Genomic DNA, 22,056 nt, shown 5'->3' with positions numbered 1-22,056 from the left:
GACGCTTGCGACCCTCGCGGGCCTGGTGACCTGGGCCGCAGCTTACGGAAAGCCGCCAGTCCAGGTCACCGTCGGGGGCCCGGCCCGCTCAGCGCCCGGCTTCGGCCGCGGCAGGTGCCGGAACCTGTGCCGCGGCGGAGTCGGCCTCGTTTCCGCCGTCGTTCTCGGCCTCGGCGCGGCTGAGCGCGGCATGCCGGGTGTCGGGCATCAGCACGTACGTCACCAGGGAGACCAGCGCGCACCCGGACACGTACCAGAAGAACATCGTCTCGCGGCCGCCGTTCTTGAACCACAGCGCGACATACTCGGCCGTGCCGCCGAACAGGGCGTTGGCGATCGCGTACGGCAGAGCCACACCGAGGGCGCGCACCCGGGTCGGGAAGAGCTCCGCCTTCACGGCGGCGTTGATGGAGGTGTAGCCGGTGACGATCACCAGGGCGAGCAGCGACAGGCCCAGCGCCGACCAGTAGGAGGAGGCCGACCCGAGGGCGGTCATGATCGGATAGGTGCCGACGGTGCAGCCGACGGCGAAGGTGATCAGCAGCGGGCGGCGGCCGATCCGGTCCGACAGCAGCCCGGCGAAGGGCTGCAGCACGGCGAACACGGTGAGCGCGGTGAAGCTCACGAGCGTGGCGGTGTTCTTGGCCATGCCGGCGCTGCCGATCAGGTACTTGGTGAGATAGGTGGTGTACGTGTAGTAAGCCACCGTGCCGCCGAGGGTGAGCGCCATGACCAGCGCCGCCTGGCGCCGGTGCTCCCACAGTACTTTCAGCGTGCCGCGCGTGGTGTCCTGGCCGCCCGCACCGGACGACTCCTCGGTGAACGCGTCGGTCTCCGTCAGCCGGCGCCGAATCCAGAAAACCACCACGGCGAACAGCGCCCCGAGCACGAACGGGATCCGCCAGCCCCAGTCCTCCAGCTGGGCGGTGGTCAGGGTGTGCTGCATCGTGATCAGGATGCCGAGGCCGAGGAGCTGTCCGCAGGTCATCGACACGTACTGGAAGGACGAGCCGAGGCCGCGCCGGTTGCGGGCCGACGCCTCGGTCAGGTAGGTGGCGCTGGCCGCGTACTCGCCGCCGATGCTCATGCCCTGCAGCAGCCGCGCCAGCAGCAGCACCACGGCGCCGAAGTAGCCGGCCTGGCCGTAGGTGGGGGCGACGGCGATCAGCAGGGCGGCCACCGACATCATGGTGACGGTGAGGGTGAGCGCGCTCTTGCGTCCGTGCCGGTCCGCAGCGCGGCCGAGCACCCAGCCGCCGACCGGCCGCATCAGGAAGCCGACCGCGAAGATTCCGGCGGTGTTCATCAGCTGCGTTGTCGGGTTGTCGCCGGGGAAGAAGGAGTCGGCGAAGTAGATCGCGAAGCTGGCGTAGACGAACCAGTCGTACCACTCGACGAGGTTGCCCAGCGACCCTCCGACGAGGGCGATTCGGCGTTTCCCTCGGGCGTCCCCGGGCGGTGTTCCGGGCATGGCGGCGGCAGCAGAAGACATGGCGGCTCCAGTTGAGAGGTCCCTGGTGGGATACGCACGCAGGGCCCGAGGAGTTGGGGGGAGGGCCCTCGCTGGTGACGAAGTGCGGCATGAGCATGCGTGCGGCCGCCCTGCCCGTACAAGGTCCGGCACCGAGATCTAACGTCCCGCTAAGAATCGCGCAGGGCCCTTACCATTCCCCTTGCTGACGAGGAGTGCTCAGCGATCGGCGACAAGTCGGCGCCGATACCGGATACCGGGCCGCCCGTTGATCCTGATGTCCTCCACAGCGGTGAACCCGTTGTGTTCGAGCACGGCCATCGACGCCCGATTGTCGAGAGTGGTGACGGCCCAGAGCCCGGAGAGCCGGTACGCCACAACAGCAAGGCCGCACGCCTCCCGTACCGCAGCCGTCGCGATCCCCCGGCCCGCGGCGCTCTCGCCGATCCGATAGCCGAGTTCGGCGGCCCCGTGCTCTACGTCCACGAGGTTGACGCGGCCGACCAGGTCCCCTTGGTCGTTCATGACGACATGGAAGTGACACAGGCCGGCTTCCTGCTCGGCGAGCAGGGCACGGTGACGGGAGGCGAACTCGACGAAGTACGCGTCCCCTCGGTCCGACACAGACCGCGCGAAGTACTGCCGGTTCTCCTGCTCGAAAGCCAGCAGGGCAGGCGCATGGTCGGCCCGAAGGCGCTCCAACCTCAACATGCTCGGCGTCCTTCCGTCCCTATTCGGTGATGTCGGGGTTGCCGGCCAGGATGTCCTCGGTCGTCTGCCAGAGCCGGGGCAGGAATCGATTGACCTCCCCGGCCCGGTGGAGGAGGTCCTGGGTGGAGCTGATGCCGAGGTCGGCGACGGCTGCCCGGAAGGCCGGGGCGAGGGCTTCGTGCAGCTCGGGAGCGTCGGTGGCCAGGATGGTGTGGCAGCGGGCGAAGGTCGCGATGATCCAGAAGACCGCCTCGTGGTGGTTGCCCGAGTCGATGAGGGCCTGGCTTCCGTCGATGGCGATCGGCCGTGCGGCGGCGCTGATGTCGCTGCTGAAGAAGAACGGGGTCTTCGCCACCTCGACGCTGGCGTCGAACGTCGCCGCGAGCTCGTGCAGATGGCGCTGGACGCGCCGCGCGGGCAGGTTCGAGCAGCCGAGAAGGCCCAGAAGTTCCGGGTAGAGGCCGAGGTGGCCGTAGTCGGTGAGGACCTCGCGAGCGGCCAGGTAGCGCAGGCGGACGGTGGGGTTGCGCAGGGCGGCGACGAGGAGCACATGGCAGGTCACGCCTGTGGGGAACAGCCAGGCGGTGACCTGCTCGTGGAACGGCGCCGAGGTGTCGATCGCGGCGAGGCGGGTTTCGATCCGGCGGCGGGCGTCCCGGCATCTGCGGCGGACCCAGGGCCGGGCGGCGAAACGGTTCGAGATGTCCTGGTGCAGCTCGCGTAGACGGCCGGTGGGATCGTCGATGATCGCCCCGGCGCGGAGGCTGGCAGCCAGGTGGTAGGACGTGAGGACGTCGTCGGCGGACACAAGCTCTGCCCAGGGCAGGTAGCTGACTTCCAGCAGGGCGCCTTGGTGGCGGAGCTTGCCCGGCTTGGCCCGCGGAGGGTCCTGATCTGTGACGATGAAGATGTCGACGTCGGAGGATGACGGCAGCTCGGCGTCGTCCGGCAGCCCGACCGTCGAGCCGCTGAAGTACGCACCCCGGTAGCCGGCGTCGGATTCGGCATACTCGCCGACCCACTGGACCGCGGCGGAACGTGCCGACCCGAGCTTCACCGACCGCAACCTCGCAGCAGAGCGATCTGCCCCGTGTGCGCGAAGCAGTCCCGTAGCAGGCCGCTCAATCGCTCCTCCACCGTGTGCGTGTTCCCCAGCGTGGAGCTGACGACGATCCGGCCGAGACCGTCATCCGGCGCCGTCGCCAAGTAGCGCTCCGCAAGTCCGTGGGCGGCGGCCTGGTAGGCGAGCAGCGAGTCGACGGGCGGACTCCGAAAGGCGGCAGCCTGTGCGGGCGAATGGCCGAAGCCGGTGTCGCATGGGTCCGCAGGGCGGTTGAAGCGGGCGGCCCAGCCGTCGGAGAGCCACAGCTGCGGGCTGCCCGCGATCTCGGACAGATTCCGGTCCTGCCCTCTCGCGATATGCCATGCGAGCCAGCCGACGCTGTTGGAACCCGGCAGTATTCGCTGGTCCAACTCGACAGTGCCGGTGCCTTCAACGGCCTCGGCAAGATCGCTGCGGATCCGGCGAAAGAGCCGAAGCGTCAGGTCCTGCCACCTGCTTTCGTCGGCCTTCAACGCGATCCCCCATCTCCTGACGGCCTACCAGCCTGACACTACCCGGCGGCTCGCTGTCAGTCCCGGCCGGCGCCGCAGTCGACGACTCTCCACGGTCGTACCGCGCCGATGCGGATTGCCGTCTCGCTGAACTCCGCTTTCCGGAAACGAATCCCATTCGCCCGAACAGTGGGAGACCGAATGAACGCACCGCGCGCCGATGGCTAAAAGTCGTGGTTGAATCCGCCGAAGCTGACGGTGTGAGAGTTCTGCTGCACTTGCTCCGACGTGCCCGAATGCGTGCCGACAGCCGAGGTGGAGTGGGGTTCAGGTCCCTGGCGGTGCTGCTGTGTACGGGCATGGGAATGGCGACACTTGCCCTGGTTCCAGGAGCTTCCGCCGAACTCTCCGGCAAATCCACTGCACCCGCGAGCGCCGCGAAGTCGGCCGACGAATTCGGCATCGGCAAGCTGTACGCGTGGGGAGACAACGCCTCGGGGCAGCTGGGTCTCGGGGACAAGAACGACCGCTTGAGCCGTACGCAGGTAGGTACGTTCAGCGACTGGCAACGAGTGGCGGTGGGCCCCAACCATTCCTGTGCCGTCCGTCAGGACTCCCTGTGGTGTGCAGGGATGAACAATCACGGTCAGCTGGGGCTCGGCGACAACAATCAGCGTGTCGCGCTGACGCAGGTCGGCGTCAGTACGACCTGGGCAGCGATCGCCGTCGGGGAGACTCACACCTGTGCGACCCGGGCGAGCGGGACGCTGTACTGCTGGGGCAGGAACAACTCGGGGCAGCTCGGCGTGGGTGATCTCGTCAACCGCAACACCCCGGTCCAGGTCGGCACCGCGTCCGACTGGGTGGCCCTCACGGCGGGGTTCGAGTACACCTGCGGCATCCGCAACGACCGCACCCTGTGGTGCTGGGGGCGGAACGCCTCCTATCAGCTCGGCCTCGGCGACAACGTCAACCGCACGGTCCCGACGCGGGTCGGTACCGCTGCCTGGGCCGACATCGCCGCAAGCTATACGCACACGTGCGGTGCGCGGATGGACCGGACGCTGTGGTGCTGGGGGGAGAACGTCTACGGCCAGCTCGGCCAAGGCGACAATGTGGACCGCACCAACCCGACCGAGGTCGGCAGCGGCGCCAACTGGGCATCCGTCGCCGCGGGACGCCTTCATACCTGCGCCACCCGGCTGGACGGAACACTGTGGTGCTGGGGGCGCAATGCCAGCGGTCAGCTCGGGATCGGTGACACGACCGACCGCAACAACCCCATCCGGGTGGACACCGACACCCATTGGGCGACCATCTCGGCCGGCCGGGCGCACACCTGCGCCGTGCGCACCGGGAACAACGTCTTCTGCTGGGGAGCCAACGCCGACGGTCAGCTCAGCCTGGGCGACACGACCGCCCGCAACACGCCCACCCAGGTTCCCGGCCTCAAGGCGCGCCCGATGAGGACAGGCTCCAACTCCTACAGCAACCAGTCGGTGGGGTGACAGCTCCCCGCAGCAACCAGGAGGAGCCGGACGGGTCCAGTGCGCTCCGGTGGCGCACGACAGAGAGGTCCGCTGAGTCCAAAGCAGAACATCGATCGAAGACGCAGAGAAACGGAGTGACCACGGACATGCGGAAATCCCCGCTCACTTTGGCAGCCTACGTAGTGCCCGTTCCGGTCGGTCTTGTTCTGAGCGGTGCTCTGGTCTGGCAGGCATCCCACGCCGCGTTCTCGGGACGGACGACCAGCTCCGGGACCTCCTGGACGGCGGGGTCGGTCAACCTGACCAACGACAGCAACGGCCAGCCCATGTTCAACCTGACGAACATCACGCCCGGTGACACGGGGACGAGGTGCATCGCCATCACGTCCCAGGCGACCAGCCCGACGAACATCAAGCTCTACACGTCCACGGCGAACCCGCCGGCCAATGACATCAGCCCCTACATCAACGTCACGGTCGAGGACGGCACGGGTGGATCGTTCGACTCCTGCACCGGCTTCACCCCGGCCGGCGCCGTCGACTACACCGGCACCCTCGAGAACCTGACCACCACCCGTACCAACTACGCCAACGGCATCGGGCCCTGGGCGATGCCCGGAAACCCGCCCCAGACCAAGACCTTCCGCGTCACCTGGACGTTCAGCGCCACCGCCCCCGACTCCACCCAGGGCGGCTCCACGCCCAACGTCAACTTCACCTGGGAAGCCCAGACCGCCTAGATGCCCCTCAGTTCCTGGCTTCGGCTCCTCACGGTCATCGCGGCGCGCATCGGGCTCAGCACGGCAGCCGGTCTGCTGATCTGGGCCCACGCGCCCGGCCTTGTACTCGGCTGGCATGCGACCGTCGTCCTCGGCGGCTCCATGCGTCCGCACCTGACGCCGGGAGACGTCGTCGTCTACCAGCCGATGCGCGGCCGCACGCCCAAGAGCGGTCAGGTCGTCGTCGTGGTCGACCCCGCCAGGCCGCCGCGTCTGCTCATCCACCGCGTCGGCAAAGTCCTCCGCGACGGCAGCCTCATCACCGCCGGCGACAACAATCCCGCCGTCGACTCCACCCCCGTACCGCCGTCCTCGGTCCTCGGCCTCGGGCGGCTGCGCGTGCCCGAGATCGGCCTGCCCGTCGCATACTCGCGGCAGGGCGACTACGGAGTCGTCGCCGCCTCACTCCTCGCACTGGCAGTCATGACCCGGCTGGCGACACTCAGCCCGGTACGACCGAGTCGGAGCAGCCTCACGCAGCCGGCCGAAAACGCCCCGGTGCGCGGATCGGAGACGACCCCGCTCGATGTCGACCGAGTCGGGGCCTCTCCGCCTCCTCCGTGACCGATGATTCAGCTCCTCCATAACCGATGGCTCAGCGCGGCAGCCGCCAGGTGCGCAGGTGCGCAGGTGCTCAGGGTGCGCCACCACCGGCCCGCCCAGTCGTCGCTGCGGGTTCGGTAGAGGGCGACCGTGTCGCCGGAGAAGTATGATCCCCGCGCTCCGCACGAGCGAGCCGGATCACGATCGCCCGCCCACACCCATGTCGCAGCGGCACCATGGCGGGCTTTCGACGTCCTCCGGAGCCCGCCATCGCCTTACGCTCCTCGTCATGTCCGAACTCGCCGCTGACGAGCCGTTACCGGAGGGGTCACGCCCGCTGTGGCGTGACCGCGACTTCGGTGTCTTCTGGACCGCGCAGACGCTCTCGGTCGTCGGAGACTCCTTCGCCCTGATCGCGCTGCCGCTGCTGGTGCTGCACGCGACGGGATCCGTGGCGCAGATGGGGTTGCTGACCGCCGTCGCCGGCGCGGCCTCGCTCCTGGCAGGGGTGTTCGCCGGGGTCGTGGTGGACCGGATGGACCGCAGGAAGCTGCTGATCGCATGCGACGTGGTCCGGATGGTGCTGTACGCCCTGATACCGCTGGTGTGGACGTTCGCCCCGCAGATCTGGTTGCTCTACGTTCTCCTGCCGCTGTGCGAGGCGGTCGGGATGCTGTTCTCCGTCACCTATGTCACCGTCGTGCGGAGCCTGGTGAGCGGAGACCGGATCACGGAGGCCAACGGCAGGCTGAATGCGACGGCCGCGGCGGCCGGAGTGGTCGGCCCGTTGTGCGCGGGCATTGTGGCGGCCCGCTTCGGCCCGGCAGCAGCAATCGGCGTGGATGCGGCAAGCTTCGGCGTGTCCGCGTGCTGCCTGGGCTTCGTGCGGTTCCGGGGCGGCACACGGGCAACTCGGAGCACCCAGGCGTCGGAAGCGGAATCGGCATGGCAGACGCTGTGGAAGGACCTGCTCGCCGGGGTGTCCTTCCTGCGCCGGCATCCCGTGCTACGAGCCCTGACGATCCTTCTGTCGTTCTTCAGTTTTCTGACTCTCGGCCTGAACGACCTGCTCATCTACCACCTCAAGCACGATCTCGGCCAGAGCGACGGCACGGTCGGGACCGTCTTCGCGGCCGGGGCGTTGGGCACGATCACCGGGGCCCTGCTCGTGGCCCCGGTCCGCCGCAGGCTCGGCTTCGGTGCGACGTGGATCGGCAACGTCGCGGTCTGCGGACTCGCCGTGGCGGGCATCGGCTGGGCCGGCAGCGTGGCAGGCGTCGCCGGCCTGACCGCGACGTTCCTGGGCTGCACCGCCATGGCGGGAACATGCTCGATGTCCCTGCGCCAGGAAGTCACCCCCGAGCACCTGCTGGGACGGGTCACCTCGGCGTTCTGGACCATCCACTACTCGGCAGCCCCGGTCGGCGCAGCCGTTCTCACCTGGGCCGCGCAACGCCATGGCACGGCCCCGGTGGGGGTGGCCGCCGGCGCATGCTGCCTGCTCATCGCGGGGCTGGCCCTGCTCACGCCGGTCCGCCGGCCCCGTCCGGAGCGTTCAGTTGGCCACGACTGACTGCAAGCGCGCTGCCGGCAGAACCGCGGTCTCGCGCAACCCGTCGCAAATCGCGGCCAGTTCATCGTCCCGCAGGCTGGCTGCCACCCGTCGTTTCTCAGCTGACGCACAGACAAACCCGAGAAGTTCCTTTCTTCTCACGGGATCCACAGATTTAACCGCGCGGCTCTTGTCCGGCACCTTTCTACGCGCGTAACGTCCCTCAATCGCATTACTCATGCTGCAACCGGCATGCTGCCGCGCACGCACGCGCGCTGATCGGACGGAGAGTCACCTCGTGCCCTACCCACTCAGACGCATCGCCCTGATATCCACCGGCCTCGCCACCGTGACCGGTTCACTGGTTCTGACGCCGCTGCCGGTCGCGTACGCGAGCTCCTCCTCGGCCGTGATCTCGGAGGTGTACGGCGGTGGCGGCAACTCCGGCGCGACCCTGACGAGGGACTTCGTCGAGCTGGCCAACCGCTCGACGAGCGCGTACACGCTGGACGGCTACAGCGTCCAGTACCTTCCCGCCTCCCCCAGCGCCGGCTCGCAGTGGCAGGTCACCCGCCTCACCGGTTCGCTCGCCGCAGGCGGGACGTATCTGGTCTCCGAGGCCGCCGGCAGCGGCGGCACCACGGCGCTGCCCGCAGCCGACGCGAGCGGCAGCATCTCCATGGCCGCCGCCAGCGGCACGGTCGCCCTGGTCAAGTCGGCCACCGCCCTGACCTGCAAAACGGTCGCCGACTGCGCGGCCGACCCCAACGTGGTGGACCTCGTCGGGTACGGCACGGCGGTCGTCCGCGAAGGGACCGCCGCCCCGACCGCGAGCAACACCACCTCCGTCTCCCGAGCCGCCTCGCTCACCGACACCGACGACAACTCCGCGGACTTCACGGCCGGTACGCCCACCCCCACCAACAGCGCGGGCGAGACCGCGGGCGGCAGCGGCGGCGGTACTTCCGGTCCCGCCGAGCCGGGCGCGTTCCGGATCCACGACATCCAGGGCACCACCCGCATCTCCCCACTCAAGGGCCAGATGGTGACGGGCGTGCCGGGCATCGTCACCGCCGTCCGTACCACCGGCAGCAAGGGCTACTGGATCCAGGACCCGAATCCGGACGCGAACGACGCCACCAGCGAGGGCCTCTTCGTCTACACCTCGTCAGCCCCGACCGTCTCCGTCGGCGACTCGGTCCTGGTCACGGGCAAGGTCTCGGAGTACTACCCGTCCTCCACCACCCAGTCGGTCACCGAACTCACCAGCCCGGTCTCCACCACGCTCTCCACCGGCAACGCCCTCCCGGACGCGGTCGTTCTCGACGCCGACTCGATCCCCGACGCGTACAGCCCCACCGCCGACGGCGGCAGCATCGAGTCGCTCGCTCTCCAACCGACCACGTATTCACAGGACTTCTATGAGTCCATCGAGGGCATGCGCGCCGAGGTGAGCGACGCCCGGGTGGTCGGCGCGACCAACTCCTTCGGCGAACTGTTCGTCACCGCCAAGCCAGACGAGCATCCGACCCTGCGCGGCGGCACCGTCTACGGCGCCTACGACCAGCAGAACACCGGACGCATCGAGATCACCACCGTCGACGGCACCGACGCCCCCACGCTCGACGTCGGCGACGAGCTGTCCGGCACCACCACCGGACCGGTCGACTACTCCTCCTTCGGCGGATACCTGCTCGCCACCTCCGCCGAGGGCCTCGGCACCGCCGTCGACAACGGCCTGCAGCGGGAAGTCACGCGCAAGCAGACCGAGGAGGAGCTCGCGGTCGCCACGTACAACGTGGAGAACCTCGATCCGAGCGACAGCGACGAGAAGTTCGCCCGCCTCGCCGAGGGCATCGCCGACAACCTCAACTCCCCCGACATCGTCGCCCTGGAGGAGATCCAGGACAACGACGGTGCGACGGACGACGGCGTCGTCGCCAGCGACCAAACCGTTCAGAAGTTCGTGGACGCCATCGCCGCGGCCGGCGGTCCCACCTACTCGTGGCGTTCCATCGACCCCCAGAACGACACCGACGGCGGCGAGCCCGGCGGCAACATCCGCCAGGTCTTCCTCTACAACCCCGAGCGCGTCACCTTCGTCGACCGCGCGGGCGGCGACGCCACGACCGCCGTCTCCGCCGTCAAGACCAAGCACGGCGTCGAGCTCTCCGCGTCTCCGGGTCGCATCGACCCGACCAGTGACGCCTGGGACAGCAGCCGCAAGCCGCTGGCGGGCGAGTTCAAGTTCCGCGGCGAGTCGGTCTTCGTCGTCGCCAACCACTTCAACTCCAAGGGCGGAGACCAGCCCCTGCACGGCCGCTACCAGGAGCCCACCCGTAGCTCGGAGACGCAGCGCAAGGCGCAGGCGGCCGAGGTGAACTCCTTCGTCGACTCCCTGCTGGCCGCCGACTCCGCCGCCCAGATCGTCGTACTCGGCGACCTCAACGACTTCGAGTTCTCGCCCGCGGTCAAGACCCTCACCGACGACGGCAAGGTCCTGACGGACCTGCTCAACACGCTGCCGGCCGACGAACGGTACACCTACGTCTACGACGGCAACTCGCAGTCCCTCGACCACATCCTGACGTCGCCGGCCATCAAGAGCTACGACTACGACGTGGTCCACATCAACGCGGAGTTCGCCGACCAAGCGAGCGACCACGACCCGCAGATCGTCCGCTTCGACGTCAAGAGCTACAAGAAGTAACGACTGCGGTCAGGCGGGCCGGCGATGCAACTACCGCAAGCCCGCCTGTCCGCGTCGGCGTCCACGTCCAGGCCGGTGTCTGTCAGCGGCCGGCCAGCTCCGCCACGAGCCGGGCAGTGGTGGGAGTAGGGATGTCCTGGGCCTTGGCCGTGCGGAGTACCGCGCCGGCGATGGCGTCCAGCTCGATCGAGCGGCCGGCTTCGGCATCCCGCTGCATGGAGGACTTCATGGTGGCGGGTGCGCGGTCGAAGAAGCCCAGGACCGCGTCGGCATCGGCCGGTGCGCCCGCGGCGCGGGCGACAGCGGTGATCTCGCGGATCACCGTGAGCATCTCCTGCCGCTGATCGGTGCGTACCCCGCCGAGGTCAGCGCGGTGACGTGTCGTCAGGAGCGCGAAGGGCGCGAGGAAGACGAGCTTGTCCCAGAGCATCGCTGTCTCGTCGTCGCGGACGACCACCTGGAGTCCCGCCTCTCGCAGTTGCTCGGCAAAACGGTCGAGGCGGTCGTGCGGCGCGGTGTGGCTTGCCAGTTCTACGGCGGCGAAGGGGCTGGTGTGCTCGATCTGCCCTGGTGCGGTTCGGGTGGACTCCACGCGGATGGTGGCGGCCGCCACCTGTTCGGCGGGGTAGCGCTCGCGGAGCAGATCGAGGTGTTCGATGCCGTTGAGCAGCGGTACGACCAGGCCGGGGCCGAGGGCATCCCTGTCGACGCGGTCGAGGGCCGGGCCGAGCGCCGTCTCCTTGACCGTGATCAGACATGCGTCCACCGGTTCGCGCAGGACGGTGTCCGCCTCGACCGGCACGGTGAACTGCCCGAAGTGCTCGCTGCGGACCGTGAGGCCGTCCCGCCGCAGGGCGTCCGCCGTGTCGGGACCGGCGAGGCACAGCACCCGGTGCCCTGCACGGGCAAGGAGTGCACCCACGAGGCCTCCGACCCCGCCCGGCCCCAGCACAGCGACCGTGGGACGTGACGTGCTCATACTTCCTCCCGCTTCAGACACCGTGAATCGTCACGAGTTATACTCGTGACGTGATCGAGCGCGCAACCTTCGACGCCCCGACGGCTGCGGACCTGGAGTTCAGGTTCCGCTCGGGGCGGCTCTGCCTGGCCTTCGCCGGGACCGTCGGCGCACGATGGCACGACGGCGGCTACGAGCGACTGCGGACGCCCGCCGACCTGGCGCGCTGGTACGTCGAGGCGGGGCTTCTCGACGACGCGGTTCCGGTGACGGAGGCGGGCCTCACGCGAGCCCGCACCGCGCGCGAGGCCGTCTACCGGGCAGCCAAGGCGCTGATTGCGGGCCGGTCCCCCGATCCGGCGGACGAGGAGACACTCAACGCGGCCGCGGCCGAGCCTCCGCTGATCCCGCGCATGCGCGGCAGAGCCGCGACGCTCGCCGTCCCGGCCGCCGGCGCCGAGGGGGCCGCCCTCAGCACCCTGGCGCGGGACGCGATCGAGTTGTTCACCGGCCCGGAGGCCGAGCGGATGCGGGAATGCGAGAGTGCCGAGTGCTCACTGCTGTTCGTCGACCTCAGCCGCCCCGGCAAGCGGCGCTGGTGTTCCAGTACTGCCTGCGGAGGCAAGGAGCGGGCCGCGAACTACCGGGAGCGGCAACGGAATCGACCCCGCGACCAGAAGACCCACGAAGATCCTGTCGAGGGGCTGTCCACGTTCTGATCTGACGGTGCAGGGAATCCGCCCCCAGCCCCGCACCGACCCCGAGACTCACTGATAGTCACCAAGACTCACCGCAACTCAGCACACCAGCAGCAGCTCCCATCCCTGGACCGAGGTGAAGGTCGGCACCCTCAGTCCCGACATGCCGCCTGCCGCATCGGCGTAGACCTCCGGCACCGTCAGTGACGCGACCAGCACCACCCGCCACCAGCACGGTGAAACAGCGCTCCCGAGTCGGCCCGCACCACGTTGCCCAGCCACGCGAAACAGCGCCAGCACCACCTCGAACAATCACTCTGCGTGCCGGACGACTACGCAGGTCCGGCTTCCCGCAGTAGAACCGCCCCCGGATGGCGGTCCGGCCTGTGGTGGCGGCCGGTTCGGGGGGAGCATGGTGGAGCGGGAGAGTGCGCGGTGCGCCGGGGCGGGCCGGGCCGGAGAGCCGGTACGGGACGGCGTGCCGTTGCGGACGGTGGAGGCGGTGCCTGGGATGACGTCAGGATCCTTCGTGGCGGGCGGCGACGAGCCTGTGCGCGGGTCCTCGGGGCCGAGCGGCCTGCTGGACGTACTGGGCGTGGCGGCGGTGCTGCTGGATGCGCACGGGCGCATCGTCCTGTGGAGCCCGCAGGCCGAGGAGCTGTTCGGCTACACCGCCCAGGAGGCGCTGGGCCAGTACGCGGCCCAGGTCCTGGTCCACGAGGAGCACCTCGATGTGGTGACCAAGCTGTTCACCGACGTGATGGAGACCGGCAGCGGCTGGGCCGGGGCCTTCCCTGTGCGGCACAAAGACGGCGGCGTACGGCTGGTGGAGTTCCGCAACATGCGGCTCCTGAACGATCGCGGAGACTTCTACGCCCTGGGCCTTGCGGCCGACCGGGCGGCCGTGCGGCAGGTGGAGCGGGATGTCGCGCTGTCCGTGCAGATGGTGACGCAGTCACCCATCGGGCTTGCCGTGCTGGACACGGACATGCGGTTCGTGTCGATCAACCCGGCGTTGGCGCAGATCAACGGCCTGCCCGCCGAAGACCACATCGGCCGCACGTTCCGCGAGGTCCTGCCGTTCCTGGACGTCGACGGCATAGAGTCCGCCATGCGGCGGGTGCTGCGGACCGGGAAGCCGCTGATCGAGCTGTCCGCTGTGGGGCGGACTCCTGCAGATCCGGGTGAGGACCATGCCTGGTCGGTGTCGTTCTACCGGCTGGACGATGCCGCCGGAGAGGTTCTGGGCGTGGCGATCTCGGTCCTGGACGTCACCGAGCGGCACCGGGCGGGCGTCGAGGCCGAGACCGCCCGGCGGCGCCTTGCGCTCATCGCCGACGCCTCCGCCCGCATCGGCACCTCGCTGGACCTGCAGCGGACCGCCCGCGAACTGGCCGACATCGCCGTGCCCGAGCTCGCCGACATCGCGGCGGTGGACCTGCTGGACACGGTGGTGGAGCACCGGCGCAGCGGCCTCTCGAGCGGTGATGCGGCGGTGATCCGCGCCGTTGCGGTGCAGGCCGGCCATCCCACGGAGGCGCTGAAGGCCGCCGATCCGGAAGGGCAACTCGCCTGGTACGCCGCCGACCGGCTCGTCACCCAGTCCGTGCGCACCGGCCGCCCGGTCATGGTGCGGCATGTGACGGACGAGGATCTGCGCCGTATCGCCCGCGACGAGCAGGCGGCGACGCACCTGGCCCGGGCGGGCGTCCACTCCTATCTGGCGGTGCCGCTCATCGCCCGCGGCGAGGTGCTCGGCGCCCTTGATCTCAAGCGCAGCCGCAATCCGCGGCCCTTCAGCGACGACGACCTCGTTCTGGCGCGGGAGCTGGCCGGCCGGGCGGCCGTGGCGATCGACAACGCGCGCTGGTACCAGAACGCGCGCAACACCGCGGTGACCCTCCAGCGCAGCCTGCTCCCCGAGCGCCCGCCCGCCGCGCCCGGTCTCGAGGTCGCCTCCCGCTATCAGCCGGCCGGAGCGGCCAGTGAGGTCGGCGGGGACTGGTTCGACGTCATCCCCCTGGAGGGCGACAAGTCCGCGCTGGTCGTCGGCGATGTCATGGGCAGCGGCATCGACGCCGCCGCCACCATGGGCCGGCTGCGCACCGCGACCAGCACCCTGGCCTCCCTCAACCTCCCCCCCGCCACGCTTCTCGAACACCTCGACAAGATCACCGAGGGCCTGGACCACTACATCGCCACCTGTGTCTACGCCGTCTACGACCCCCACACCCAACGCTGCGAGATCGCCAGGGCCGGACATCTGCCGCCCGCGCTGTTGCGCCCGGGCCATCCCCCGGAGCTGCTCGATCTGCCCACGGGCGTGCCCCTGGGCGTGGGCGGCGTCCCGTTCTCCACGACCACCATCGACTTTCGCCCCGGTGACCAGCTGGTGCTCTACACCGACGGCCTGGTGGAGACCCGCCAGCACTCGCTCGACGAACGTCTGAGCACGCTTCTGTGGCTCCTCGACGAGCCGGGCCGCCCGCTGGACGACACCTGCGACCATCTTCTGCGGGCGCTGCGCCAGCCCGACAACCACGACGACGTCGCCCTGCTCATCGCTCGGGCACGGCGGTGGAAGCCGTCGGGCGGGCCATCGCCAGCGCGGTGAGGGGACACGGTCAGTGCGGTCCGGACGTGGCCGGCTTGATCCACCCGAGCGCCCGCTCGACGGCGCGCTGCCAGTTGTCGTACTCCGACTTTCGCCGCTCGGGGTCCATGTCCGGCAGCCACTGCGCGGCCCGGTGCCAGTTGCGGCGGAGCCCTTCGAGATCCGGCCAGTAGCCGACGGCGAGCCCGGCTGCGTAGGCGGCGCCGAGGGAGACCGTTTCCGCGACCATGGGGCGTACGACGGGGACATCCAGTACGTCGGCAACGAACTGCATGAGCAGGTTGTTCGCCGTCATGCCGCCGTCGACCTTGAGCTCCTTCAGGGTGTGCGGCGAGTCGGCGTTCATGGCGTCGACGACCTCCCGGGTCTGCCAGCCGGTGGCCTCCAGTACGGCGCGGGCGAGGTGCCCCTTGGTGATGTACGAGGTGAGGCCGACGATGACGCCGCGCGCGTCGCTTCGCCAGTGGGGGGCGTACAGGCCGGAGAACGCCGGGACGATGTAGCAGCCGCCGTTGTCGTCGACGGTGCGTGCGAGGGTCTCGATCTCGGGTGCGCTGCTGATCAGTCCCAGCCGGTCCCGGAACCACTGGACGAGCGAGCCGGTGACGGCGATGGGTCCTTCCAACGCGTAGACCGCCGGCTCGTCCTTGATCTTGTAGCCGACGGTGGTGAGCAGCCCGTGCCGCGACCGGATGACCTGGGGGCCGGTGTTGATCAGGAGGAAGCTGCCGGTGCCGTAGGTGCATTTCGCCTCGCCGGGTGCGAAGCAGGTCTGTCCGAACAGCGCCGCCTGCTGGTCACCGAGCGCGGCTCCGATACGGACGCCCGGCAGCAGCGAGCCGGCGACGCCATAGGGCTCCGCTGAGGACCGTATCTCCGGCAGCATCGCGCGGGGCACGCCGAAGTACGCCAGCAGGTCCTCGTCCCAGGCGAGTGTGCGGGTGTTCATGAGCATGGTGCGGCTGGCGTTGGTGACGTCCGTGATGTGCAGTCCTCCGGCGGGTCCGCCGGTGAGGTTCCAGATCAGCCAGGTCTCGATCGTGCCGAACAGCACCTCGCCACGTTCGGCACGCTCGCGCAGCCCCTCCACGTGGTCGAACAGCCACCGGATCCGCGGTGCGGAGAAGTAGGTGGCGAGCGGCAGACTGCAACGGTCGAGGAAGAAGTCGTCACCGGTCGTCCGCCGCAGGTCCTCGACCAGCGAACCGGTGCGGGTGTCCTGCCAGGAGATCGCCCTGCCCACGGGAGCGCCCGTCGTGCGGTCCCACAGCACCGTCGTCTCGCGCTGGTTGGCGATGCCGATGGCGGCCACCTGGTCCGCTTCGACTCCGTCCAGGGCCTGCGGCACGATCCGCTGGAGGTTGCGCCAGATCTCCACGGCGTCGTGCTCGACCCAGCCGGACCGGGGGAAGTGGTGCTGGTGCTCCCGCTGGGCGACCGACACCAGGCGCCCGCGGTGATCGAAGAGGATGCATCGCGTGGAAGTGGTGCCCTGGTCGATGGACATCACATAGCGTTCAACCATCAGCGAGCCTTCCTTCGGATGCGGGCGAGGAGGGCATGGACGTCACCAGCGGGCGGCTCCGAGATCCCGGGAGACCGCGCGGGCGGCGTCGCGTACCAGGGCGACGAGGCTGGGGTGGGGCCGGCCCCGCGTGTCGCAGATGCGCTCGACCGCTCCGGACACGCCGATGGCGCCCACCACGAGACCGCCCTGTCCCCGGATCGGCGCGGCGATACCGGCCTCGCCGATGATCATTTCCTGGACCTCGGCGGCCCAGCCGACGTCCCGGATCTCGGCGAGGGCGCGGTCGAGCCCCTCGGGCGTGGACAGAGTGTGGCGGTTGTACGCCTCGAGGCCGGCTTCCACGAGCGGCCCCACCGGCGTGGCCCCGTAGGCCAGCAGGACCTTGCCGAGCGCGGAGGCGTGGAGCGGCAGCAGAGAGCCGACATCCAGGGTCTGGAGCGTGTCGTCGGGCCGGAAGACGTGGTGGACGACGAGTACCTGGCCCTCGAGGGGTGTGCCGATGCGGACCGCCTCGCCGCTGCGGGCCGCGAGGGCGTCGGCCCAGTTGATGGAGCGGGACCGCAGTTCGTTGACGTCGAGATAGCTGGTGCCGAGGTGCAGGAGAGCCGCCCCGAGCTGGTACTTTCCGGTCGCCTGGTCCTGCTCGACGAAGTCGACGTGCTGCAGGGTGCGCAGGATGCCGTGGGCGGTGCCCTTCGCCAGGCCCAGTGAGGCCGCCACCTCGCCGAGCCCGAGTCGCCGGTGGCCGCTGGCGAGCAGACGCAGGATCGCCGCCGCTCGCTCGATCGACTGGACCGCGCCGGGCATGGTGCGATCGTAACTCCGCCTCGGTGTTCGGCACTGTCGGGCCGCTCGCAGGCGGCTGTCGTCGCGCTGCGAAGCCGGTCCCGATTTAACCGAATGTTTCGATTCTTGTTCGATGGTCGACATCTCCGTTCGGCAATGTCGACCGTCATTCATTGACCGGCTGCGCCTCGCTCCCTAGCGTGCCCTATTAGCGCAATTTCCACCATTGCGCGGCGCGCGACGTTCCCTCGTCGAAACCGCGCCGGTGGCGCTCGACACGTTCGTCACCACCGAAGGGCGTCCGGAGGAGGACACGTGGTAGCACGGCTGAACACCCCATGGCCGGGCTCCTCGGCGAGCTCGCCGGGGGGCAGCACGACGGCGACCTGTCGCATGGTCGCCTTCGCAGTCGCCGGCACCGGCACCGGCGGTCCGCCGCGACCTCGCGGTGCGGGGCCCGCTCGGCGGTCCGCCGGTGCCGTTGTGCGGCGCCCCGGGCAGGCAGCAGGCGGCCAAGGCCTGCCGTGCCTGCTCCCCCGCTCGGATGCGCGCCCGGCTGCCCCGCGGGGGGCCGCGGCAGGCGCACGGTGAGGGCCACAGCCGTGGGCCGGTTCCCTGATGCCCAGATGACGCCGAAGGTGCAGGCAGGCACTGAACAGGACATCGCGCATGTCTGTCCGGTACCGCACATACCCGAGGCCGTGGCGGCCGTGCGCCGACGCGCCCGCACGATCCTGGCGGACTGGGGCCTTCCTCCGGACACCGCCGAGGACGCACTCCTGGTGATCTCGGAACTGGTCACCAATGCGGTCACCCATGCCCGCCCTCCGGCTGTGCTGCGACTGGCCTGGACCGAGCTCGACGGGCGCCGCGCCCTGCGGATCGAGGTCACCGATGCCGGTCCCGTGTCGCTCGCCGAGCGGCCAGCCGACCTGCAGCCGGACGAACACGGCCGCGGGATCCCCATCGTCGCCGCCCTGTCTGCCCGGCACGGAGTGCGGACCCACAGCGACGGGGTCACTCGATGGGCAGACGTCGAAGCGCCGTGACTCGGCAAGGATGACCGCATGGCGGAGAACCTCAGGGGTCCCCGTCAGCCCGGTGGCGCTCGGGCTGTTAAGCGGCGAGTCGGCGTATGCCACGAAAGAGTGACGGCTCTCCGGGGGACGAGGGCCCGACGAGCGTCACGACAGCCGGCTCGCTGAGGACAGCCGAAGTCCCAGCAGATATGGGGCCGTTGATGGGCGGCGGGGCGTTCGACGTACCTCGACGCAACACGAAGGGGGTTGCCGGCCATGCCAGTCGGGGCGGACGGATCATGCTAATCGAAGGGTATGAGAAAGTCCCGAATCGCGGCATACGTGTCCTCGCTCGCCCTCGCCGTCGCCTGCACCGTCACCGGCGCCGCGACGGCGCAGTCGTCCTCAGAGGAGGCGGCCACCGGCTATGTCGCCCTCGGTGACTCCTACTCCGCCGGTGTGGGGGCCGGCAGCTACATCGGCTCCAGCGTGGACTGCCTGCGCAGCCGCCGGGCATATCCCGTCCTGTGGGCCAGGGCCCATTCGCCCTCGTCGTTCAGCTTCAGGGCCTGCAACGGCGCTCGTACGACTGATGTCCTGCGCAGCCAACTCGGCCCGCTCAGCAGCCGGACCGGCCTCGTCAGCATCACCGTCGGGGGAAGCGACGCGGGGTTCGCCGACGTCATGACGACCTGTGTGCTGCAGGGTTCCCATGCATGCCTCTCCGCCATCTCCCGGGCGCACTCGTACATGGACAGCACGCTGCCCGGCAACCTCGATCGTCTCTACGGGGCCATCAGCAGGAAGGCCCCCGCCGCCCACGTCGTGGTGCTCGGCTACCCGCACTTGTACAAGCTGAAAGGCGACTGTGTGGGTGGCCTCTCGGAGACGGTGCGGTCCGCTCTCAACAGGGCCGTGAACCATCTGAACGCCGTGACCGCGAAGCGAGCCGCCGACCACGGATTCACCTTCGGCGACGTCAGGGACACCTTCTCCGGACACGAGATCTGCTCCGGCAGGCCCTGGCTGCGCAGCATCAACTTGCTGGCCGTCACCGAGTCGTACCACCCCACAGCGACCGGGCAGTCCCATGGGTACCTGCCGGTGTTCGCGGACGCGAGCTGACCAGGCCTGCCTCCGCTAGCCGAGTGCGCGGTCGAGATTGAAGGCCGCGCTGATCAGTGACAGGTGGGTGAAGGCCTGGGGGAAGTTGCCGCGTTGCTCGCCGGTGTGGCCGATCTCCTCGGCGTACAGGCCGAGGTGATTGGCGTAGGTGAGCATCTTCTCGAACGCGAGCCGGGCATCGTCCAGGCGGCCGGCGCGGGCCAGTGCCTCGACGTACCAGAACGAGCAGATCGAGAAGGTGCCCTCCTCGCCGCGCACCCCGTCGGGGCTGGCCTGCGGGTCGTAGCGGTAGACCAGCGAGTCGGACACCAGGTCCTCGCCCAGCGCGTCCAGCGTGGCGAGCCATTTCGGGTCGACGGGGGAGATGAACTTCGCCATCGGCATCATCAGCACGGACGCGTCGAGGACGTCTCCGTCCTCGTGCTGCACGAAGGCGTGCCGCTCGGCGGACCAGCCGCGGCGCATGATCCGGCGGTAGATGTCGTCGCGGACCCGCCCCCAGCGCACCATGTCGGCGGGCAGCCCGCGGCGCCCCGCCAGCCGCATGGCCCGTTCGATCGCCACCCAGCACATCAGCCGCGAGTAGAGGAAGTTCTTGCGCCCGCCGCGGGTCTCCCAGACGCCTTCGTCGGGCTGGTCCCAGTGGTCGCACACCCAGTCGACCAGCTCGCTGATGCTGTCCCAGTGGGCGCTGGAGAGTGGCTGCCCCCACTTGTCGTAGAGGTAGAGGGAGTCGATGAGCGCCCCGTAGATGTCCAGTTGCAGTTGGTTGACGGCGTCGTTGCCGATGCGTATGGGTGCCGAGCCCATGTAGCCCTCGAGATGGGTCAGTTCGCGCTCGGGCAGGTCATGGCGGCCGTCGATGCCGTACATGATCTGCAGCGGGCCGGTGGGGCCGGGCGCCGCGGTCGACCCATCGTTGACATGTTCGGAGAGGAAGCCCATGAAGGCTTCCGCCTCGTCGGTGAAGCCGAGCCTGAGCAGGGCGTACACACAGAACGCGGCGTCACGGATCCACACGAAGCGGTAGTCCCAGTTGCGCTCGCCGCCGATCTGCTCGGGCAGGCTGGTGGTCGGCGCGGCGACGATGGCGCCCGTCGGGGCGTAGGTGAGCAGCTTCAGGGTCAGGGCGGAGCGGTGCACCATCTCCCGCCAGCGGCCCCGGTAGCGGGACTGGGACAACCAGCGCCGCCAGTAGCGGACGGTGGCGTTGAACTGCTGTTCCGCCTCGGTCAGCGCGCAGAAACGGGGTGCCACGCCTCCGCCGACCCGGTCGAGGGCGAAGACAGCGGACTCGCCCTCGTGCAGTTTGAACAGCGACCATACGTCCGGGCCGCTGACCTCGATCGGCACCGTGGACGTCAGGGCGAGGGTGAGCGAGGGCGTCTCGAAGATCGCCTGATGACCCTCCGCGTGCACAGTGTGCGGCTGTGTCCCGTACTCGAAGCGGGGGGCCACGCAGGCACGGAACGGCAGCGACCCTCGTACGCACACGACGCGCCGGATCAGCCGGTGCCGGTCGGCCTCGCGCGAGTCGTCGACGACCGGCATGAAGTCCTGGATCTCGCCGACTCCGTCGTCCGCGAAGAACCGCGTGATCAGCACGTTGGTGTCGGGGAAGTAGAACTGCTTCGTGCGCGCCGGGACATCCGCGGCGAGTTCGAAGGACCCTCCCTTGTCGGCGTCCAGGATCGAGGCGAAGATGCTGGGCGCGTCGAAGCGCGAGCAGCAGTACCAGTCGATGGTCCCGTTCGTGCCGACCAGCGCCGCGCTGCGCAGATCGCCGATCAGGCCGTGTTCGGCGACCGGCAGATAGCGGCTCGTGTCGGCGCCCGGGTATCCGCCCGGGGAACCGGACCTGCCCGCTGTCGCTTCGGCCTCAGGTATCACGTCGGCCTCCCTGCGCCGTACCTCCCCCCTTGTCCGCTCTTCAGGCTACGAGTTGCCGGGCCGCGCAACCACATGGGAAAGCCTGGACGCGGTGAGGCGTCCAGGCTTGAAGGAGCGCGGCGTTCGCGGATCACCGTCCGTGCTTGAACGCGTCCTTCACGTTTTCCCCGGCCTGCTTGACGTCGCCTTTGACCTGGTCGGTCTTGCCCTCGTACTCCAGGCTCTCGTCGTCGGTCAGTTTTCCGGCTGCTTCTTTCGCCTTGCCCTTGGCCTTCTGGGCGGCGTTCGAGGCCTTGTCTTTCCTGGCCATCACATTTCTCCCAGTGATTTGCAGTTCCTACGGAAACGCAACAATCTGCGCATACCCGGAATCATGGGGACGAACCTGTGGCGCGGGAGACGTGCGGATGGGACGGGTGGCGGGCGATCGCGATCACCGCCCACCTGCAGACTGCCGGCCCTCCATCGACTACTCGACCCATTTACCGCAGCACGGGAGTGGGCGCAGCCCCAGTCTGCCGGGCGATTGTCTCGGCCGCGCTTGCTGCCGTCACGGCCACCCATCAGAGCAGCCGCGCGGGGGCGGGCAACCGCGGCCGGATCAGCCTTCGGTACCTGCCCGGTCGCG

Annotated in this window: 19 protein-coding genes; 9 read left to right on the top strand and 10 right to left on the bottom strand. The window is 69.4% G+C overall.

Annotation, left to right across the window (positions count from 1 at the left end; genetic code table 11):
* Positions 1 to 88: 88 nt before the first annotated feature.
* The 4 genes from ABT009_RS38485 to ABT009_RS38470 all read right to left on the bottom strand — a co-directional run bounded on the left by ABT009_RS38485 (position 89) and on the right by ABT009_RS38470 (position 3,757).
* A complete protein-coding gene (locus tag ABT009_RS38485; RefSeq protein ID WP_351305917.1) occupies positions 89 to 1,471 on the bottom strand; it encodes an MFS transporter in 1,383 nt (460 codons plus the stop codon).
* Between the two features lie 219 nt (positions 1,472 to 1,690).
* On the bottom strand, positions 1,691 to 2,182 hold the full coding sequence (locus tag ABT009_RS38480; protein ID WP_351305833.1) for a GNAT family N-acetyltransferase: 492 nt from the start codon (positions 2,180 to 2,182) through the stop codon (positions 1,691 to 1,693).
* Between the two features lie 19 nt (positions 2,183 to 2,201).
* Complete coding sequence (locus tag ABT009_RS38475; protein WP_351305831.1) at positions 2,202 to 3,239, bottom strand: hypothetical protein; 1,038 nt, start codon at positions 3,237 to 3,239, stop codon at positions 2,202 to 2,204.
* On the bottom strand, positions 3,236 to 3,757 hold the full coding sequence (locus ABT009_RS38470; RefSeq protein WP_351305829.1) for a DinB family protein: 522 nt from the start codon (positions 3,755 to 3,757) through the stop codon (positions 3,236 to 3,238). The genes ABT009_RS38475 and ABT009_RS38470 overlap by 4 nt, the downstream gene beginning before the upstream one ends.
* A gap of 344 nt (positions 3,758 to 4,101) precedes the next feature.
* Here ABT009_RS38470 and ABT009_RS38465 point away from each other — a divergent pair, with 344 nt between their 5' ends.
* From ABT009_RS38465 to ABT009_RS38445, 5 genes are all read left to right on the top strand, one after another.
* The gene (locus tag ABT009_RS38465; protein WP_351305827.1) at positions 4,102 to 5,244 is read left to right on the top strand and encodes an RCC1 domain-containing protein; all 1,143 of its coding nucleotides are present in this window, start codon (positions 4,102 to 4,104) and stop codon (positions 5,242 to 5,244) included.
* A gap of 128 nt (positions 5,245 to 5,372) precedes the next feature.
* On the top strand, positions 5,373 to 5,966 hold the full coding sequence (locus tag ABT009_RS38460) for a hypothetical protein (RefSeq protein ID WP_351305825.1): 594 nt from the start codon (positions 5,373 to 5,375) through the stop codon (positions 5,964 to 5,966).
* On the top strand, positions 5,967 to 6,569 hold the full coding sequence (locus ABT009_RS38455) for a signal peptidase I (RefSeq protein ID WP_351305824.1): 603 nt from the start codon (positions 5,967 to 5,969) through the stop codon (positions 6,567 to 6,569). It begins immediately after the preceding gene.
* 268 nt (positions 6,570 to 6,837) lie between these two features.
* Entirely contained in the window at positions 6,838 to 8,121 is a 1,284-nt protein-coding gene (locus ABT009_RS38450; RefSeq protein ID WP_351305822.1) for an MFS transporter, read from the top strand.
* A gap of 277 nt (positions 8,122 to 8,398) precedes the next feature.
* Positions 8,399 to 10,810, top strand: coding sequence for a DUF8508 domain-containing protein (locus ABT009_RS38445; RefSeq protein ID WP_351305820.1), 2,412 nt, complete (start codon positions 8,399 to 8,401; stop codon positions 10,808 to 10,810).
* Positions 10,811 to 10,892: 82 nt separating this feature from the next.
* Here the strand turns inward: ABT009_RS38445 and ABT009_RS38440 are convergent, their stop codons facing one another.
* Positions 10,893 to 11,789, bottom strand: coding sequence for a ketopantoate reductase family protein (locus ABT009_RS38440; RefSeq protein WP_351305818.1), 897 nt, complete (start codon positions 11,787 to 11,789; stop codon positions 10,893 to 10,895).
* Between the two features lie 50 nt (positions 11,790 to 11,839).
* On the opposite strand from ABT009_RS38440, the gene ABT009_RS38435 reads away from it, so the two are divergent.
* Positions 11,840 to 12,487: a CGNR zinc finger domain-containing protein gene (locus ABT009_RS38435; protein ID WP_351305816.1), complete on the top strand. Its 648-nt coding sequence runs from the start codon at positions 11,840 to 11,842 to the stop codon at positions 12,485 to 12,487.
* A 78-nt stretch (positions 12,488 to 12,565) separates the two neighbouring features.
* On the opposite strand, the gene ABT009_RS38430 is transcribed toward ABT009_RS38435, so the two are convergent.
* Entirely contained in the window at positions 12,566 to 12,778 is a 213-nt protein-coding gene (locus ABT009_RS38430; protein ID WP_351305814.1) for a hypothetical protein, read from the bottom strand.
* 199 nt (positions 12,779 to 12,977) lie between these two features.
* Here ABT009_RS38430 and ABT009_RS38425 point away from each other — a divergent pair, with 199 nt between their 5' ends.
* Positions 12,978 to 15,080: a SpoIIE family protein phosphatase gene (locus ABT009_RS38425; RefSeq protein ID WP_351305812.1), complete on the top strand. Its 2,103-nt coding sequence runs from the start codon at positions 12,978 to 12,980 to the stop codon at positions 15,078 to 15,080.
* Between the two features lie 10 nt (positions 15,081 to 15,090).
* Here the strand turns inward: ABT009_RS38425 and glpK are convergent, their stop codons facing one another.
* Positions 15,091 to 16,605, bottom strand: coding sequence for a glycerol kinase GlpK (gene glpK, locus ABT009_RS38420; RefSeq protein ID WP_351305810.1), 1,515 nt, complete (start codon positions 16,603 to 16,605; stop codon positions 15,091 to 15,093).
* A 42-nt stretch (positions 16,606 to 16,647) separates the two neighbouring features.
* Positions 16,648 to 17,415: an IclR family transcriptional regulator gene (locus ABT009_RS38415; RefSeq protein ID WP_351305808.1), complete on the bottom strand. Its 768-nt coding sequence runs from the start codon at positions 17,413 to 17,415 to the stop codon at positions 16,648 to 16,650.
* Positions 17,416 to 18,020: 605 nt separating this feature from the next.
* Here ABT009_RS38415 and ABT009_RS38410 point away from each other — a divergent pair.
* Both ABT009_RS38410 and ABT009_RS38405 read left to right on the top strand, forming a co-directional pair.
* Positions 18,021 to 18,443 carry an ATP-binding protein gene (locus ABT009_RS38410; protein ID WP_351305806.1) on the top strand — a complete coding sequence of 141 codons (423 nt, stop codon included), beginning with the start codon at positions 18,021 to 18,023 and terminating at the stop codon, positions 18,441 to 18,443.
* 285 nt (positions 18,444 to 18,728) lie between these two features.
* Entirely contained in the window at positions 18,729 to 19,538 is an 810-nt protein-coding gene (locus tag ABT009_RS38405) for an SGNH/GDSL hydrolase family protein (RefSeq protein ID WP_351305804.1), read from the top strand.
* A 15-nt stretch (positions 19,539 to 19,553) separates the two neighbouring features.
* Here ABT009_RS38405 and ABT009_RS38400 read toward each other — a convergent pair whose 3' ends face one another.
* Positions 19,554 to 21,428, bottom strand: a complete 1,875-nt coding sequence (locus ABT009_RS38400; protein WP_502990040.1) for a glycoside hydrolase family 15 protein — start codon at positions 21,426 to 21,428, stop codon at positions 19,554 to 19,556.
* A gap of 130 nt (positions 21,429 to 21,558) precedes the next feature.
* A complete protein-coding gene (locus ABT009_RS38395; protein ID WP_351305802.1) occupies positions 21,559 to 21,738 on the bottom strand; it encodes a CsbD family protein in 180 nt (59 codons plus the stop codon).
* Positions 21,739 to 22,056: the final 318 nt, after the last annotated feature.

The sequence above is a fragment of the Streptomyces sp. NPDC002896 genome, assembly GCF_040295225.1.
In the GTDB taxonomy this organism is placed as follows: domain Bacteria; phylum Actinomycetota; class Actinomycetes; order Streptomycetales; family Streptomycetaceae; genus Streptomyces.
This window is presented reverse-complemented; position numbering and strand designations above follow the sequence as displayed.